Origin of the sequence: Mesorhizobium sp. M1A.F.Ca.IN.022.06.1.1, assembly GCF_003952605.1 — a bacterium.
GTDB lineage: Bacteria > Pseudomonadota > Alphaproteobacteria > Rhizobiales > Rhizobiaceae > Mesorhizobium.
In genome coordinates this window covers 2159535-2176763 of record NZ_CP034455.1, presented here as the reverse complement: position 1 = coordinate 2176763, position 17229 = coordinate 2159535, and the positions used below count along the sequence as shown (strand labels likewise).

At 58.7% G+C, this 17229-nt stretch carries 13 protein-coding genes and 1 pseudogene; 13 read left to right on the top strand and 1 reads right to left on the bottom strand.

The features are described 5' to 3' along the window. Window position 1: 1 nt before the first annotated feature. From EJ078_RS10325 to EJ078_RS10305, 5 genes are all read left to right on the top strand, one after another. On the top strand, window positions 2–790 hold the full coding sequence (locus EJ078_RS10325; protein WP_091600620.1) for an ABC transporter permease: 789 nt from the start codon (window positions 2–4) through the stop codon (window positions 788–790). Window positions 791–1077: 287 nt separating this feature from the next. Further along, window positions 1078–1839: a sulfotransferase gene (locus EJ078_RS10320; RefSeq protein ID WP_127248740.1), complete on the top strand. Its 762-nt coding sequence runs from the start codon at window positions 1078–1080 to the stop codon at window positions 1837–1839. 387 nt (window positions 1840–2226) lie between these two features. After that, window positions 2227–3510, top strand: a complete 1284-nt coding sequence (locus tag EJ078_RS10315) for a dicarboxylate/amino acid:cation symporter (protein ID WP_268929390.1) — start codon at window positions 2227–2229, stop codon at window positions 3508–3510. Window positions 3511–3788: 278 nt separating this feature from the next. Further along, window positions 3789–4850, top strand: a complete 1062-nt coding sequence (locus EJ078_RS10310; RefSeq protein WP_091600622.1) for a LacI family DNA-binding transcriptional regulator — start codon at window positions 3789–3791, stop codon at window positions 4848–4850. 163 nt (window positions 4851–5013) lie between these two features. Beyond that, window positions 5014–5817: a TIM barrel protein gene (locus tag EJ078_RS10305; RefSeq protein ID WP_029356612.1), complete on the top strand. Its 804-nt coding sequence runs from the start codon at window positions 5014–5016 to the stop codon at window positions 5815–5817. Between the two features lie 48 nt (window positions 5818–5865). On the opposite strand, the gene EJ078_RS10300 is transcribed toward EJ078_RS10305, so the two are convergent. Then, on the bottom strand, window positions 5866–6783 hold the full coding sequence (locus EJ078_RS10300) for a LysR family transcriptional regulator (protein ID WP_091600624.1): 918 nt from the start codon (window positions 6781–6783) through the stop codon (window positions 5866–5868). Window positions 6784–7478: 695 nt separating this feature from the next. Here EJ078_RS10300 and EJ078_RS10295 point away from each other — a divergent pair. The 8 genes and pseudogenes from EJ078_RS10295 (at window position 7479) to EJ078_RS10260 (ending at window position 17164) form a co-directional block, all read left to right on the top strand. Then, complete coding sequence (locus EJ078_RS10295) at window positions 7479–7838, top strand: hypothetical protein (RefSeq protein WP_164763876.1); 360 nt, start codon at window positions 7479–7481, stop codon at window positions 7836–7838. A 35-nt stretch (window positions 7839–7873) separates the two neighbouring features. Beyond that, entirely contained in the window at window positions 7874–8566 is a 693-nt protein-coding gene (locus EJ078_RS10290) for a transposase (protein ID WP_164763875.1), read from the top strand. A gap of 1345 nt (window positions 8567–9911) precedes the next feature. After that, window positions 9912–10193 carry an acyl carrier protein gene (locus EJ078_RS10285; RefSeq protein ID WP_029356603.1) on the top strand — a complete coding sequence of 94 codons (282 nt, stop codon included), beginning with the start codon at window positions 9912–9914 and terminating at the stop codon, window positions 10191–10193. Then, the gene (locus EJ078_RS10280) at window positions 10194–11402 is read left to right on the top strand and encodes a beta-ketoacyl-[acyl-carrier-protein] synthase family protein (RefSeq protein WP_208721407.1); all 1209 of its coding nucleotides are present in this window, start codon (window positions 10194–10196) and stop codon (window positions 11400–11402) included. A 768-nt stretch (window positions 11403–12170) separates the two neighbouring features. Beyond that, window positions 12171–13214: pseudogene (gene nifA, locus EJ078_RS10275) on the top strand (nif-specific transcriptional activator NifA); the annotation flags it as partial. A gap of 398 nt (window positions 13215–13612) precedes the next feature. Continuing rightward, on the top strand, window positions 13613–16726 hold the full coding sequence (locus EJ078_RS10270; RefSeq protein WP_091599561.1) for an autotransporter serine protease: 3114 nt from the start codon (window positions 13613–13615) through the stop codon (window positions 16724–16726). Between the two features lie 25 nt (window positions 16727–16751). Then, the gene (locus EJ078_RS10265; protein WP_126057638.1) at window positions 16752–16952 is read left to right on the top strand and encodes a hypothetical protein; all 201 of its coding nucleotides are present in this window, start codon (window positions 16752–16754) and stop codon (window positions 16950–16952) included. Then, entirely contained in the window at window positions 16949–17164 is a 216-nt protein-coding gene (locus tag EJ078_RS10260) for a hypothetical protein (RefSeq protein ID WP_126057639.1), read from the top strand. Before EJ078_RS10265 ends, EJ078_RS10260 begins: the two co-directional genes overlap by 4 nt. Window positions 17165–17229 lie beyond the last annotated feature (65 nt).

The following is a 17229-nucleotide window of genomic DNA, read 5'->3' as shown; positions in this document are numbered from 1 at the left end:
AATGGGTGAACGTCTTGCGGCCGCTCTACCCGCCAACGCCTGGAACTGGATCGCGGTGTGGCGCCGCAATCATTTGGCATGGAAGAAGGTGGCATTTGCTTCAATGCTCGGCACCCTTGCTGATCCGATGATTTACCTTTTCGGGCTCGGCACTGGCCTTGGACTGTTGGTAGGCCGCATCGAAGGTGCATCCTACATCGCTTTTCTCGCAGCCGGCATGGTTGCGACAAGCGCGATGACAGCATCGACCTTCGAAACAATTTACGCGGTTTTCGGTCGAATGCGCGATCAGGGCACTTGGGAAGCAATCTTGCACACACAACTTACCCTCGGCGACATCGTTCTCGGTGAATTGACCTGGGCAGCCACAAAGGCCTTTCTGGCCGGTACGACAATTGCGATTGTTGCCGCCGCGCTAGGTTATGCCGCGTGGACGTCGGTTCTCTACGTGCTGCCGGTCATCGCTCTCACCGGGTTCGCCTTTGCGAGCCTGGCCATGCTCGTCATCGCGCTCGCGCCCAGTTATCACTATTTTATTTTCTATCAGACGCTTGTCATCACACCTATGCTGTTCCTTTCGGGCGCGGTTTTTCCAGTCGGCCAATTGCCAGGAGTGTTTCAGCAGATTGCGGCCTTCTCGCCGCTGGCGAATTCTATCGATCTAATCCGTCCGGTGATGCTCGGCCGCCTGGGCGACAATGTAGGGCTGCATATAGGCGCACTTTGCATGTTCGCTGTATTGCCTTTTTTTGTGTCGGCTGGACTGTTTCATCGACGACTAATGCGTTGACGCTTACCTACGCCCATCAACGAGAAGGAGGTCCGCAATGCCGGATTGCAAACTGCCCACAGCGGCCCGGAGGCATGCGTGTGCCAGGAATCGCGAGTGGTACAACAACGCCGAAGCCGGGCGCCACCCAGCCGCTGCAGGCACGCGCCCATCTTCGCGACCACACCTCGGAGTACAGGCTGGGTGGTGAGGCGCGGACCCACCCGGAGCGTTCAAGCGATAGCAGCCAAGCTTCTTGTGCGCGTCCCCAGACCGTCGCGGCCATTATTTAGTTGGATACACATGCAATGACCCACAACGAACCAACTCCTGAGCCTTTTGTGATCCTTGCTATGCCAAGGACCGGAACACACTATTTAGAAGAATTGCTAAACGAGCATCCGACCGTTTTGAGTAACGGTGAGTTGCTAAACGAATATGATCCCAATTGGCCCAGCACGGATCGCCTGCTAGGCACGGATCGCGAGCTTCTTGAGCTTGCCTATGTGCGCTGCCCTATGCGCGACTACAAGAATGTGACGCATCTTGGCTGCAAGATCAATGAACCTCAGTTTCGCGAGCGTCCAGCATTCTTTGCGGAATTAGCTCGTTGGCCAGCACTCAAGGTCATCCTCGTTGTTCGCCGAAACGTATTGGAATCGCTCCGTTCCTTTGTGCAGGCCAGGGAAAGCGGTCAGTGGCTGAAGTTCAGCTCGGACAACGATACCGCTCGGCCACCGAGCGTCAGGTTGTCAATCGCTGACTGTGAGGCTTATTTCAAAGCCGCCGACGATTTTCACGCTCGCGTTATGGACTCCTTCACGTCGACCAACCTGCTTGTAATGGAATACGAGAGCCTTCTTCATGAACCTGCCCAATGCTTGGGAGCGGTTTGGGATTTCCTGGGCGTTCCAGCGCTTGAGCCATCAGATAACGCCCTCCTGCAGCGCCAGGAAACGCGACCGCTGGATCAAACGGTGGAGAACTTTGACGAGTTGCGGATTCACTTCGCACGCGGACCTTATTCAAGATTTTTTGACCTCGGAGATTCGATGCGCTCCTACGCTTAATCGCTTGTCCCGCGTGCTCTGATGGGCGTGTAGGATATCCACAGTTTGCGCGCATTCCGTCGCAAAACTGACCAACCAAAGTCACCAAGACGACAGATATCGGCCGGCATTCGATCTGCGGCGAACATCAAAGGCACGGCCGCAAGGCGACCTGGTCAATTCCCTCTCTGGCGAAGCACTTCTTCACGCGATCTTTGGCGAGCCTTGAGTGCAAATTCCGGCAAAGGTGGAGGGTTCCAGTGCGCAACCCGCACCAATCTCGCTGGACGGGACAGGCCTCCAGTTGGCACGGCGCTTGCTCCAAGATGACAGCAGCGCTCGACCGGAGCGCAGCATGGGAGAAAGAGGAGCCCCCACCCCGATCCGGTCAGGGAGAGAGAAACGGTGTTGGTTCCAAAAGTCCCCCGCGCGATCGCAGCGCCCCGCAAGCGCCATTTTGCCCGGACCTACGTGCAGGTGCTTGCCGCCATAGTCCTGGGTGCCGCAATTGGCTATCTCTATCCGGAAACCGGCCAGAGCCTGAAGCCGCTCGGCGATGCCTTCATCAAAGTCGTCAAGATGATTATCGCACCTGTCATCTTCCTGACAATTGCGACCGGCATTGCCGGCATGAGCGATCTGCAGAAGGTCGGCCGAGTTGCCGCCAAGGCGATGGTTTATTTCCTCACCTTCTCGACGCTTGCACTCGTTGTCGGACTGATTGTCGCGAATATCGTTCAGCCTGGCGCCGGCCTCAACATCGATCCGGCCTCGCTCGATGTCCAAGCCGTTAAGGGCTATGTGGCCACGGCTCACGAGCAGTCCGTGACCAGCTTCCTGATGAACATCATCCCGTCAACGATTGCCAGTGCCTTCGCGGAAGGCGACATCCTGCAAGTTTTGTTCTTCTCGGTCCTGTTCGGCATTGCTTTGGCGATGACCGGAGAGACGAGCAGGCCGGTCGTTACCTTTCTCCAGGCGCTTACCGCCCCCATTTTTAAGCTCGTCGGCATTCTGATGAAGGCTGCACCCATCGGCGCCTTCGGCGCAATGGCCTTTACGATCGGCAAATACGGAATCGGTTCGGTGGCCAACCTCGCGATACTGGTCGCGACGTTCTATCTTACCGCCTTCCTCTTCGTGTTCGGGGTTCTCGGCGCGGTCTGCCGCTACAACGGCTTCTCGATCTTTTCTCTTGTCCGCTACATCAAGGACGAACTGCTGCTTGTCCTGGCAACGTCCTCCTCGGAGGCCGCGCTGCCCTCGCTCATGGAGAAGATGGAGAAGGCCGGCGCCGCGCGTTCGGTCGTAAGTCTCGTCATCCCTACTGGATACTCATTCAATCTGGACGGTACCAATATCTACATGACGATCGCCGCCCTCTTCATCGCGCAGGCGACGAACACAGATTTGTCAATTGCCGATCAGATCCTCCTGCTGCTAATTGCGATGCTTTCCTCGAAGGGTGCGGCAGGCGTCACCGGCGCCGGCTTCATCACATTGGCCGCTACTCTCTCTGTCGTGCCGAGTGTTCCCGTTGCCGGAATGGCTCTAATTCTTGGCGTGGACCGCTTCATGTCGGAATGCCGCGCGCTGACGAATTTAGTCGGTAATGCGGTGGCATCGCTCGTTGTCGCTCGCTGGGAAGGCGAATTGGACCAGTCACGGATGGAAGCCGCTTTCCGCGGTTAGGGTTACATCAAACTGGCTCCCCGCAAGCAAAATCGCAACAGCGCGACGTGTAAGTCGCGGCCTTGCCACAACAGTCGAATTGCCAGCCTCCAAAGAGCGCTGGAAATAGAGTACTAACGCAGTGAGTAATACAACACCATGAAGCCCCTAAGCAAACGAACGGTTCACGGAAACTCATCTGGGTGCGCATGGAGCGCTGTTCGTCGAATGCGCTATCAACCGCCGGGTGTGGGAACTATTTCAGCTTGCCGCCCCAAGCCGTCGCGGGAGCGCACCGGATGATGGAGGACCGGCCGATCAGAATCGCTAGGGGAAAGCGCGTCACAATTGCCGATCTCGCCCGCGAAGCCGGAGTCAGCGTAGCAACAGTCGATCGGGTTCTGAACGTCCGCCTTCCGGTGCGAGAGGAGACCGCCCAGCGGGTCCATGCGGCCGCGCACGCGATCGGCTATCATGCTGCCGGTCTCATCAAACAGCGCTTGCAGCAGCACCTGCCGCACTACAAGCTGGGCTTCATCTTGAGAAAACCTACCCACGATTTCTACCAAGATTTCGCTCGCAAGATCGAAGAGTCGGTCAGTATGGCTAAATCCTTCCACGGCCTTCCGATCATCGAGTTCGCGCAGTCACATTTGCCGCGTGACCTGCTCCCGCTTCTTAAGGACCTTGGGAGCCGCTGCCAGGCGATCGCCATGGTGGCGGCCGATCACCCGAAAATCACAGCATCAGTCGAGGAGCTCAAGGCGAAAGGTATCCCGGTATTTTCGCTGCTATCCGACTTCGCCGATGGCGTGCGCGAGGGCTACATCGGCCTCAACAACAGCAAGGTCGGACGGACTGCCGCTTGGGTGTTTTCCAAGACCGCAAAACGGCCCGGCAAGGTGGCGGTGTTTGTCGGAAGCCATCGCTTCCAGGCGCATGCGACGCGGGAAACGGCCTTTCGTGCGTATTTTCGTGAGAACGCGCCAAAATTCGAGGTGCTTGATGCGCTCGTGAACCTTGATGAACGGCAGCTCACTTACGAAAAATTGCTGGATCTTATGCAGCGGGAACCAGAGCTCGTCGGCTTCTATATGGCCGGCGGGGGGATAGAGGGGGCAATTTCCGCGCTCCGAGAAGAGGGGAGCGGTCAGGATCTCGTCGCGATCGTGAGTGAAATGACGCCGCAGTCACGTGGGGCGCTTGCGGATGACATCTTGACGATGGCGGTCGGCACGCCAATGCGCCGACTTTGCCAGGAGCTGATAATGGCAATGGAGCGGGCCATCAAAGCCGGCGTCGCGGAGAGCCCGGGGCAGACATTTCTGCCGTTCGACATTTATCTTCCGGAAAATATTTGAGCTGATGGATTTCTATCATGAGCGCCCATTTTCCTTTCACCAATGAAAGGAAAGCTCGATTGACTCGGCCGTCTCTGTCCGATCTGTGAACCGGCGTGGTTCCGTCTTGAAAGAAGCCGGATGCCGAAATGGCAGCCGCGCTTCATGGAAGGAAAGTCAAGCAATGCGCCAGGTATCGCCCCGCTTTGCACTCGATCACATGGCGGCGCCCCGCCTTGACGTCAGTGCGCTTTTCGCGCTTGCCCGTGACCAAGGCCTGACCGACGTCCAAATCCGTTACCCTCATTTCAGCAATCCTGTCGCACGCGGCATTCCGGCTGCGGACGTCCGGTTTGCCGCTACCGAAGCGGGCGTCACGATCATCTCTGTCAACGCCTTGCAGCGGTTCAACGACTGGACTCCAACGCGTCAGGCCGAGGCAAGCAACCTCGCCGATTATGCGACGGCGTGCGGGGCGGAGACGCTCGTGTTGGTGCCGGCCAACCGCAGCTCGTGGCCCACCAATAGCGAGCGCCAGGACAATCTTCGTTTCGCTCTAAACGAGATCAAGCCAATCCTCCAGTCGCGGGGTCTGATCGGTCTTATCGAGCCGCTGGGTTTCCGAACCTGCTCGCTTCGATCAAAGAAGGAAGCGGCCGAGGCCGTTGCCGCGGTTGATGGCCAGTCCGTCTTTCGCCTCGTGCACGACACGTTCCACCACACCCTGGCCGGGGAGACATGCCTGTTCTGCGAGCTTACCGGCCTGGTGCACATTTCAAGCGTAAACGACCCGACCTTCTGGATTTACCCCGATCGCTTTCTTGCAGGTTCCGACAATGGCAGCCAGATTCAGGCGCTGCTGGATGGCGGCTACGCGGGACCTTTCTCGTTCGAGCTGGTCGAGGAAGTCCATTCTCTGGACGATCTCGCAGGCGCACTTGCCGCCAGCATCGACTTTATCCGGCGAGGGCTATTGTCGTCAGAGTAGATGGTGACAGGAGTAGTGACTATAGGTGCGCCTGAATTTTCCGTGGGTTCACAGCGGGACAGCCATCCGAGATGCCTCTTGCATCATTATCTCCCGCATCCAGATGCTTGCCGGATCGCTATTGTGGAGGGCCGGCCATTGGAGGGTCTCGGTGAATGTGGGAAATGGCAGCGGAAGTTCGATAACCCGCAGGGGGAACGTGTTTTCGAAATGCCTGACCAGCCGCAAGGGCATGGTCGCTATACGAGCTGTGCCGGACACCATAGGTGGAATCATGCTGAAGCCCTGCACCGCGACCTCGACACGTCTCTTAAGGCCATGCTCAAGCAAAAACCATTCCTCGATAGACGGCTTCATCGTACGCCCGAACCTGACCGCGACGTGCCTCATCGACATGTATCTCTCGAATGTAAGCTGCTGTGGCAGCTGCTTGTTTGTGGGACAGCCTACGCACACGAGCTTCTCGTCAAACAGCGGAACGCTTGAATGCACACTCGACGTGAACATATCCGGTAGAATTAGAAAATCGACGTCACCGCGCCGGAGAAGCTCATCGGGGCTATCGTCGACAGGCAGCAGTTCGAAGCTGACGGCGGGGGCTTCCCGTGCAATACGCTCCACAAGCTTTTCGAAAAACACGAGCGTGACGAAATCGGAAAGAATGATCCTGAAGAGGCGATCGGCTCGAGCTGGGTCAAACGGATCCGAAGAAATAATCGAGCACTGGATGTGCTGGAGAGCGTCGCGAACTGCGGGGGCAAATGCTGCCGCACGCGGGGTTAGAAATCGTTCGCGACCTCTTATCGTAAACAGTTCATCGCGGAAATAATCGCGCAGTCGGGCGACGGCCGCACTCATGGCGGGCTGACTCAGGTTGATCCTGCGTGCCGCCGCCGAGAGATTACGCTCCGTCAGGAGTGCGTCGAGCACAACGAGGAGATTTAGATCAAGTCCTTTGAAACGCATGTCATCAGCCATCCATGGGATGGATGCCTTTAACCGAAACAAACGACTTTAACAATTTAGCATTCTTGCAATCTTTTGTCGCAAAAAGTTTACGATGGATGACGTTAAGGTCCGACATATGAGCCGCGTGATCTGCCGAAGCGAGCAATCGTACGTACTGTGCAGGTCAGAGATTGGCGGTTTGAAATGCCGGGCCGATGGCGCCGGGCTATCAACCAGCGTCTTCGGCGGCCCCGACCTAGCTAGGCGTGGAACAATAGGGTGCACCCTTCCAGTCCGAGGCGACTGATGGGCGGTTTGATCCTAAGCTGCCGTGAGGCCTGTGTTGTATCGGCGAAGCCAATGCAGCAGTTCGGCAGCGTTTTTGAGAGCTGTTGTAGGCTCGGCCTAAGCCCATTGGCGCAAGCCTGTCTGAACGAAGCGCTTGGCCTTGCTGTTATCCGGTGGTGATCTGTAGTGCCTTTTCGTCCTGCCGTTCTTGTTTTGGAACGCCCTTATGGTGAGCCCATCCGGGACGTGGGGCACCGGGAGCACGAAGGTGCAGGCAGGCCGTCAATAGACCGTGGGCTGAGAGCCCGAGCTCGTTACATGGCCGCCCCTCGCGACTTTCCCGGAGGCGCTGCGAGCGCGGATCAGTAGATGTCGTGTTACCCGCCAGCTCCCGTCTTTGACCGAGCCAAGAAGGAGGAACGGGCATGCGCATCATCGGACTGGATATTCACCGCGCCTTCGCCGAAGCAGTGGCATGGGAGGATGGCAGGCTCAGGCGACTCGGCCGCGTCGACATGCGGCGCGATCTGCTGGCGGCGTTCGCCGCGAAGCTGTCGCCGAACGATGTCGGGGTGATCGAGGCCACCGGCAACGCGACGTCCGCTACAGCTGTGGTTGCGCCGCATGTGAAGAAGGTGGGGATCGGCAACCCGAAACAGGTGCGTGTCATTGCCTATGCCAAGATCAAAACGACGATCGACGCCGACGTTCTTGCGCAGCTCTATGCCAGCGGCCAGAAGTCTGGATTGCGGACGAGCCGACGCAGGCTCTGCGTCGACAGGTGACACGGCGCAATCAGATTGTCCGACAGAGATCTCGATTGAAGACCGTCATCCAGTCGATCCTTCATAGCCACCTGATCCCGTCCTGCCCGCATGCCGACCTGTGCGGCGCCAAGGGTCGGACCTGGTTAATCGCGCAGGTCGTACCGCAGGACGAGCGCCTCGCGATCGATCGGCATCTGCGCGAGTTCGACCGATTGGGCGAAGACCTCCAGGTCATCGAACGCGATCTTGCCCGCTCGGCTCTCGAGGATGAAGGCGTGAAGCGGCTGATGACCATTCCCGGCGTCGACATCACCGTCGCGCTGGCGATGAAGGCGGCGATCGGCGACGTGTCGCGCTTCGACGATCCGCAGAAGCTCGACCTATCTCGGGTTGAACCCAAGCGTCCGACAGTCCGGCCAGGTCCGGCCTACCATGGGCGGATCACCAAGCAGGGCCGTGGTCATGCGCGCGGCATGCTCGTCGAGGCGGTCTGGGCGGCCGCTCGTGCTCCCGGACCGTTGCGAGCCTTCTCCCTGCGGCGTGCGAGCCCGGCGCGGACAGCATGTCGCGGCCGTGGCAACCGCACGCAAACTCTCTGTCGTGATCTGGCATCTGTTGATGAAGGGCGAGAGTTACGCGTGGGCTCGACCCTCCCTGCATGCCAAGAAGCTTGCGCGATGTGGAACTCAAGGCCGGGAGCAAGGCTGTGCGCGGCCAAAAGCGAGCCGCGCACGCCTACAACATAAAGAGCCACCGGGAACAAGAGCGCCGCTGGGTGGAGCAGGCCGAGGGCGCCTATGCACGCCTCGCCGCCGGTTGGAACCCACGAGGTCCGAAGAGGGTAGGCACGGATGCCGCAAACGAGGCGCGACGATAGAAGCTGCGCGGCAGGGCTCTCATCTCGGACCCTGCTCTTCGCCACGCGGTCGTCCGTGCGCGACAGGAGAATAGCGCAGATTTATCAAAAAGGCTCTTGTCGATCACATCAGTGGTCTTGGGCGCTGTACGGCCGGGTGAAGACTTTGCAGGTGGCCCGGAAAGCGTTTGACCTGTAGCGAAGCAATTGTCGTCATCACGCGCTCGACCCGGGCGCCCAGCTTGGCATAAGGGCTACGTGGCCTCAGGAAGCGTCGTCAATGCAGACCATGGACGAATTCCCAGCCGATGCCGAGATGCCGGTCGACCGTGCCTGTCGCCGTCCGGTGATGCGATGCCCCCGAGCGCACGAGTTCGCCCCGGATGCTCCCGGTCACGACGCACGGGTTCGGGTTCCAAGGCGCTCAGTTTGTTCGCGCCCAATCGGTGTAGGACGCGGCAGAAATACGAGCGTGACGAAATCGGAAAGAATGATCCTGAAGCGGCGATTCGGTAGAGCCGGGTCAAACTATCCGACGAAATAAACGAGCACTGGATGGGCAGGAGAGCGTCGCGAACTGGAGGGCAAGAGCTCCCGGACGCAGCGTTAAGTTTGAATACCTCCGCGGACATGGTCGCGAGCTCATCGCGCAAATAATCGAGCAGCCGAGCGCCGGCCGCACTCATGACCGGCTGGGCTCGGTTAAATCTTGCATGCCACGCCCATGAGGTTACTTGTCGGAAGTGCGTCGAGCACAACGACGAGATGTAGTTCACGATCTTTGAAACGCGTGGTCAACTATCCAAAGTGTGGATGCCTTTCATCGAAACAAACGATTTCATCAATGTTGTGGAATCCTGCATGGGCAGAAGCACCTGACGCACACCGATGCCCCACTGCCTCATGGCGTGGCGAGCGTCTTAAGAACTGCCCGAAAGGAGAACTTTCATGCGCTCTACCGGGCAGTGGAGTGCTGGGAAAGGGAGTTGCAACTGACCGGCCATGTCAACTGTCCGACTTCTTCCGAGCCTATGGACAGACTGGGAGACGCGCACGGTGTAGCGGCTCACATCGTCATACTGCACCTACGCCACACACCGGCCGGACCTGATCCGGCTTTATGAGCATTGGGCTTTGTCAGTTGCCCAAGCGTGATGGCTTTCGCGACGCGGCGCGCCTCAGGAACTGAGTCGCGGGTCCGGGTCGAAACGCGGGAAAGAAAGACAGGAAACAGAATGGCCGATCAATTCGCAACGGACGTCATTGCCCTGATCAAGAAACGCGCCGAGTCGGAGAGCGGTGAGGGAATGCCTGCGTCATTCGTCGGCGAGATAACAATCGCCACGGAACTGGACGCGCTCGGGTTCGATTCGCTGGGTTTGGCGGACGTCCTCTGGGATGTGGAACAGGCCTACGGCATCAAGATCGATATGAACACGGCCGATGCCTGGTCCAATCTCAAGAATGTCGGCGACGTCGTGGAAGCCGTCCGCGGCTTGCTTGCGAAGGAGGCTTGAATGGACAGGCGCGTCGTCATCACCGGAGTGGGCGGCCTGTGCGGACTGGGCACCGACGCCGCCTCTATGTGGAAAGAGATCCGCGAAGGCCGCTCCGCCATCGGCCCGCTCGCCAATTCCGAGCTTCATGACCTGGAGGGCATGACCGGCGCTGAGATCAAGGCGCTGCCCGAGCACGACATCGATCGCAAGCAGCTCGTCTCCATGGCCCGCTTCAGCTTGCTCGCCGTGCTTGCAGCGCGCGAAGCCATGCGGCAGGCCGGACTTTCCTGCGACGAAGGGAATGCCCATCGCTTCGGCGCTACAGTGGGCGTCGGCGGCTTGGGCTGGGATGTAATGGAGGAAACTTACCGGGCCCTCCTTTTGGACGGCGCGAGGCGAGTTGGCATCCTCGCTGTACCCAAAACGATGCCAAGCGCCGCCGCCGGCCAGGTGAGCTTGCGCCTCGGCTTGCGCGGGCCGGTGTTCGGGGTGAACTCCGCATGTGCCTCGGCCAACCATGCGATCGCCTCGGCGGTGGATCAGATCAAGCTGGGCCGGGCCGACGTAATGGTTTCCGGCGGCAGCGACGCGCCGTTCGCATGGGGCGTGCTGAAAGCATGGGAAGCAATGCGCGTGCTTTCACCCGATACATGCCGGCCCTTCTCCGCCGATAGGAAGGGCCTGGTGCTGGGCGAGGGTGCGGGCATGGCCGTGCTGGAAAGCTACGAGCATGCCACGAGGCGTGGTGCCACAATTCTTGCCGAGATCGCCGGCGTCGGCCTTTCCGCCGATGCCTTCCACATCGCCGCGCCATCTGTCGAGGGGCCAGCGTCGGCGATGCGCGCCTGCCTTGCCGATGCCGGGCTGAATGCCGAGGACGTCGACTACCTCAACGCGCACGGCACCGGTACCAAGAGCAATGATCAGACTGAAACGGCGGCGATCAAGCGTGTGTTTGGAAACCACGCTTATTCGATGTCCATCTCTTCCACCAAGTCCACGCACGCGCATTGCCTCGGCGCAGCGAGCGCGCTTGAAATGATCGCCTGCGTGATGGCAATCCAAGAGGACGTCGTGCCGCCGACCGCCAACTATCGCGAGCCAGATCCCGCTTGCGACCTCGACATCACGCCCAATGTGCCGCGCGAGCGCAAGGTGCGCGTCGCCATGAGCAACGCCTTCGCCATGGGCGGTACGAACGCAGTTCTGGCATTCAGGCAGGTGTAGAAGCCATGCAAGACGCATCATTTGAGGTCACCTGTCGTATCTAGCTGCTGAGGGGCGGGGCATTGTGAAACAGGGGGAGCTGTGTGGCCCCTCTTTCTCGGCTCGACGATGTGGAAGGAGCCTGTGCGGCGAAACGGGCCGACGCCCTCAGGCCCAGAACTTGGGCGAAACCAACTCCCACCAAAGCACAGCCGCTTTAGTAGCCGAACAATGAAGCCTCGCTCGACGAGCCGCCGCCTCTACTGTCAGCGGCATCACGCGGTTGAAGCGAACAGCGCAGCGGCTACTGTTTCCCGCACAACTCGGATGGCAATTGGGACAAGTCCGCACATGTCGTCACGTACGCTGAACGCCGCAGGTACAGCCAAATTGGGGGCGGAGCGTTTCTGCCGTTTTGATAGAATTCTATCAAACTGACAATTTTCCTTGCACGAATGCAAGGAGAGCTCGATTGACTCCCCTCCTTTCTTGTCAAGGATGGGTTTGCAGGCTGCGGTGCGGCAGAAGCCGGACAGAACGGCGACCGGTCGAGTAAAGGCCTGCGCAAACAAGCGCGCATATTGCGGGCGCCCGCACGGAGGAGAAGACGCTCGTCCTGGTGAAAGACAACGATGCTCAGGCGCCATTGCCATTTGCCGAGGGCGTCCGCGCGCCGGAAATTTCGAGGCACAAAGGTGAGATCGAGAATGATAATGACGAAAAACAACACAGCTCACCGTCAAGTGCAGTTCCACCGGCGGGTGGCGGAGTGGGATGGGCTGCCAAATGGAGCGTAAAAAGATCAGCAAGGAGATGCTTGGCGATAGTCTGGCGCTGCGCAAGCTGCGTGAGCACCTTGTCAAGGTGGCCAAGGCGAAGACTACGGTCATGTTGCGAGGTGAATCCGGAACCGGCAAGGAGCTGGTTGCCAAAGCCATTCACGAACTCTCGCCTCGCGCCAAGCAGCCCTTCATCAAGGTCAATTGCGCGGCGCTCACCGAGACGCTTCTGGAATCTGACTTGTTCGGTCATGAGAAGGGTTCCTTCACCGACGCGATCAATTTGCGCAAGGGGCGCTTTGAGGCTGCCGACAAAGGCACATTGTTTCTGGACGAGATTGGCGAAATATCGGGCTCGTTCCAGGCTAAGCTGCTGCGTGTCCTGCAGGAGCAGGAGTTTGAGCGTGTCGGCAGCAACCACACCATTAAAGTCGATGTTCGCGTGATTGCCGCAACCAACAGGGACTTGGAAAAGGCAGTTCAACGCAAGGAGTTCCGGCAAGACCTCTATTACCGCATCAGCGTCGTCACTTTACGCGTGCCGGCATTGCGCGAAAGGCGAGGTGATATTCCGCTCTTGGCCGCTCAGTTTCTCAAGAATTTCAATACTGAGAATGATCACACGCTGACCTTCGCTCCCGAAGCGATTGAGGTGCTAATGAATTGCGAATTTCCAGGCAACATCCGAGAGCTCGAAAACTGCGTTCAACGGACGGCAGTTCTGGCGACGGGTCCATCAATCCTCAGAACTGACTTTGCCTGTTGCGTGGGTGAGTGCTTGGCCGCGGCGCTGTGGAAGAACGGACCGCCGACGTCAGAGAACTCGACTACGATCGAGCCTTCCGCCGCCCGTGCCGCCCCGCCCGTCGGCGACGGGCAAGCGCCGATAGGCCCTGCCACGACTCGTGGTAGGGTGCCCGATGCCGATACGGTCATTGCCGCCATGGAAAAGTGTGGCTGGGTGCAGGCAAAGGCGGCGCGCCTGCTCGGTTTGACCCCGCGCCAGATCGGCTACGTGCTGAGAAAACACGGCATCGAGATCAAGCGTCTCTGAAACAACCCGCCGAGCAAGAGCTGGAGCAGGTCAAGCATTGGTGCTCTGGCGCCGAGCCCATCGGCCACCTTACGAACGTGGGTGTGAACAGCGCTGCCAAGATTCCGGCCGTGTGCTTTCTACCACCAGTCGTACTGGGGCTCTGCGGCTGACAAAACTAAGAAGGAGGAATCCTATGGCTAGTAACTTCGCTCTACACCGCAAGGGCAAATCCAATCCGACGTGCCTGAAATCCAGAAATAATCGATGTATCATTGGTGACACGCCAGCATGCGTAGAGGCGACGCGCAGATCTCCGCTGGCGGGACCTGGTCGATACATAAGCTGATCGCTTGCCGCTCGATATCGCGCCAATCTGATCTGAAAGAAATAAGTAGTTTTGGGAATAGGGATTAAGCATGCCAACGCGCTTCAGAACGATCAAATTGTTTTTAGCAACAACGGCGCTCTTCGCACCAAATCTGTCCTTGGCCCAGGAATCAGTCGCGTCGCCTGCGCCGGTGGCAGATGCCGAATATTCCAGAAATTGGGGCCTGAGTATGATCAACGCCCTGCCCGCCTACCTTAAAGGCTATACGGGCAAGGGCGTCGTCGTTGCGATTGTGGATACAGGACTGGATATCAACCATCCCGAATTCGTGGCGCGCATTTCGAAGGCGCTGCACAACTTCGGGACGGATAAACGCTTGGCTGACGTCAGCCATTCTGTCGACAAAGACGGTGTGCCTGACGGACACGGGACCCATGTGGCGGGGATAATCGGCGCCGCGCGCGACGGCACGGGCATGCAGGGCGTGGCCTATGAATCGACAGTATTGCCCCTTCGAGCAGTGGATATCGGCGACCCAGATGATCCCGAGATGGACCCGACCAATGAAGCGATCGAATACGCGATTGGTGCGGGAGCTGGCGTGCTCAATGGGAGCTACGGGCCAGGCCTGTTGCTGGGGCGGTATCTCAAGGACGAGAACGGCCAACTGAAACTCGATGGCAAGGGATATGCCATCGATAATAAAAACTATGAGATTCTCGACTATCAGGCCATCTATGATGATCCGAGCAATCTCGTCGATACCTACAATACGTTGAAGAAGGCGGCTAAGGCGGACATCGTGCTCGTCTTCGCCGCCGGTAATGATGCCAGTACCGACGACCAACCCGGCGCTGCTTCGGCGATTCCCAGCGGCATCGGCACGTTGCCGTTAATAACGCCAGAAAATACCAAAGATGGAAATCTTTATAAGTTCATCGACACAAACGATCAAACAAACAAAGGTTTCGATTTCAATAACCCAAATACATACAAGATAGTGAGCGGGTCTGATGTCTCGAAGCTCGACTTCTCGGATCTGGCAGGCTCGCTGATAACAGTCGTTGCTGTCGGCAAGGATGGCAAGATTGCCAGCTATAGCAATAGATGCGGAGCCACAGCAGAGTGGTGCCTCGCGGCTCCGGGTGGCGATATTAATGCCGATCCCGATAATCCGATTGATGAGAACGGCATTTATTCTACCTGGCCACAAGGGGATCGGGCGAACAAGAACAACCCGTATAAGTACGAGGAAGGTACTTCCATGGCAACGCCGCATGTTGCTGGCGCGGCGGCAGTGATCCGGTCGGCATTCCCTTACATGAACGCCCGCCAGACCATTGAAACCCTCCTGACAACGACGACCACCAAAGGGTTCGAGGATGAACAAGTCTTCGGCCAGGGTCTGCTCAATCTCGGCGTTGCGATCGAGGGTCCGGGCGAGTTCCGCTACGCCGGCGTCTTCGACGTCGACACCAAAGGCTACTCCTCGATCTGGTCGAATTCAATCTCGGGCGCCGGAGACCTGACGAAGCGCGGCGAAGGAGCGCTGATCCTGTCCGGCGAAAACAGCTACAGCGGGCCGACCAAGGTGCTTGGAGGCATACTCGCCGTCGATGGCCGCATTGTTTCGAAGGTAGGCGTCTCGGCTACTGGTACCCTTACGGGTATCGGTGCAGTCGGCTCTCTTACGGTTGGCGCAGGCGGCACCGTCGCTCCTGGCAGCGTGCTCGATCCAAGCAAGGGGGTTGCAGTGCTCACCGTCAACGGTGACTTCGTGCAGCAGGCCGGGTCGACCTATTTGGCGGGTATCGCACCGAGCAAGGCTTCAGATCTCATCGACGTTGCCGGCAGTGCCGCCATCAACAAGGGAGCGAGCGTCAACCTGGTGCGTGAAGGTGCCGGGCATTTCTCAGTCGATACCCGCTACACGCTTCTGACCGCCGCTGGCGGCGTGATCGGGACCTACGGCGGGCTGACAGGAGGCCTCTTTACAGACTCGCCCTTCGTCGATTTCGAACTCGCTTATGACCCGACCAACGTCTATCTCGACGTCGATCGCAATTCTGTCACCTTTGCCGATGTCGGCAATACCTTCAATCAGCGATCCGTGGGCGCGGCTGCGGAAGCCCTTGGTTCCGGCAACACGATCCACGACAACATCCTCTTCCTGACGGGACAGGGATCCCGCAACGCATTCGATCAGCTTTCGGGCGAGATCCATGCTTCCGTTCACAGCGCCTTTGTCGAAGACAGCCATTTCGTCCGTGACGCCGCCGGCGATCGCATTCGCGCAGCGTTCGCAGGCGTGGGCGCATCAACCGTGCCGGTCATGGCATATGGACCGGAAGGCCCGGAACTGGCTCCCGCGACCAGCGAAAACTTCGCCGTCTGGGGCAGCGGTTTCGGCGCCTGGGGACATTTGGACGGAGACGGCAACGCTGCTCGCCTCGACCGCTCGACGGGAGGCTTTATTGCAGGCGGCGATGCGGCCATCGGCGAAAGCTGGCGGCTCGGGCTTCTTGCCGGTTATAGCCATACGTCCATCCATGTGGATGATCGCGCCTCCTCCGGCTCAGGCAACAATTATCACCTCGGGATCTACGCTGGCACGCAGCGTGGCCCTCACAGCTTCCGTTCCGGCCTTGCCTATACGTGGAACCGCATCGAGACCGGCAGGTCGGTGGCGTTTCCGGGCTTCTCCGACAGCCTTTCGGCCGATTACCATGCCGGCACGTTCCAGGCTTTCGGCGAACTCGGCTCTCGACTGGATACAGCTTCCGTATCTTTCGAGCCCTATGCGAACCTAGCCTATGTGAACTTCAACGCGGATGGCTTCACAGAGCATGGCGGTGCCGCTGCGCTTTCCGGAAAAGACCGGTCGAGCGACACGACATTCACCACGATAGGGCTGCGCGCCTCGACCGCTTTCCCGCTTGGTTCCGTCAATACAACCGCCCGTGGCGGTATCGGCTGGCGTCATGCGTTCGGCGATGTGGTGCCTGAAACGGCGCTTGCCTTCACAGGCGGCTCATCCTTCGCCGTGGAGGGAACGCCAATCGCAAAGAACGCTGCCGTCTTCGAAGCTGGTATCGATGTCAACCTTACCGACAAGGCAACCATCGGGCTTACCTATAAAGGTCAGCTTGCCTCGGACGCGCAGGAGCATGGCTTCAACGCCAAACTCAGTGTTCGGTTTTAATCGCCGCAAGGGAGGGCGATATGTCATGCCCGATTCCAGCAGCGAACTGACAGCCATCTCTATTGAAAGATCTTATCGCCTTGCAATGGCCGACCATCCTTCGGCCATTGCTGCTTTTGCTTTCCGGAAGGAGTGTTTCGTGAACAAAGTAATTCTAATTGCGATTTGGCAGGGTGCCTTTCTTTCGCTGCCGGGTGCAGTACGTCCGACGGCGGCAACTGGGTGAAGGACGAGACGCCGCGCAGTGCTGCCCAGCAGGACTACACTGAATGCAAGTATCAGTCGGAAATGGCGACGGCGACGATCGGAACGAATAGCCGCCCGAAAACGATGACAGATGCAATCGGGGACGGTGTCGGGGATCGTATCGTCAAGGGTATGGAACAAGGCAATCTCGTCAAGGATTGCATGAGAGCCCGCGGCTACACTCAATCCTGACAGGCAACTCATGGGCTTCCGCCGCTATCGAAGGGATTGTAAAGGACGCGTCGATCTTCGAGAAA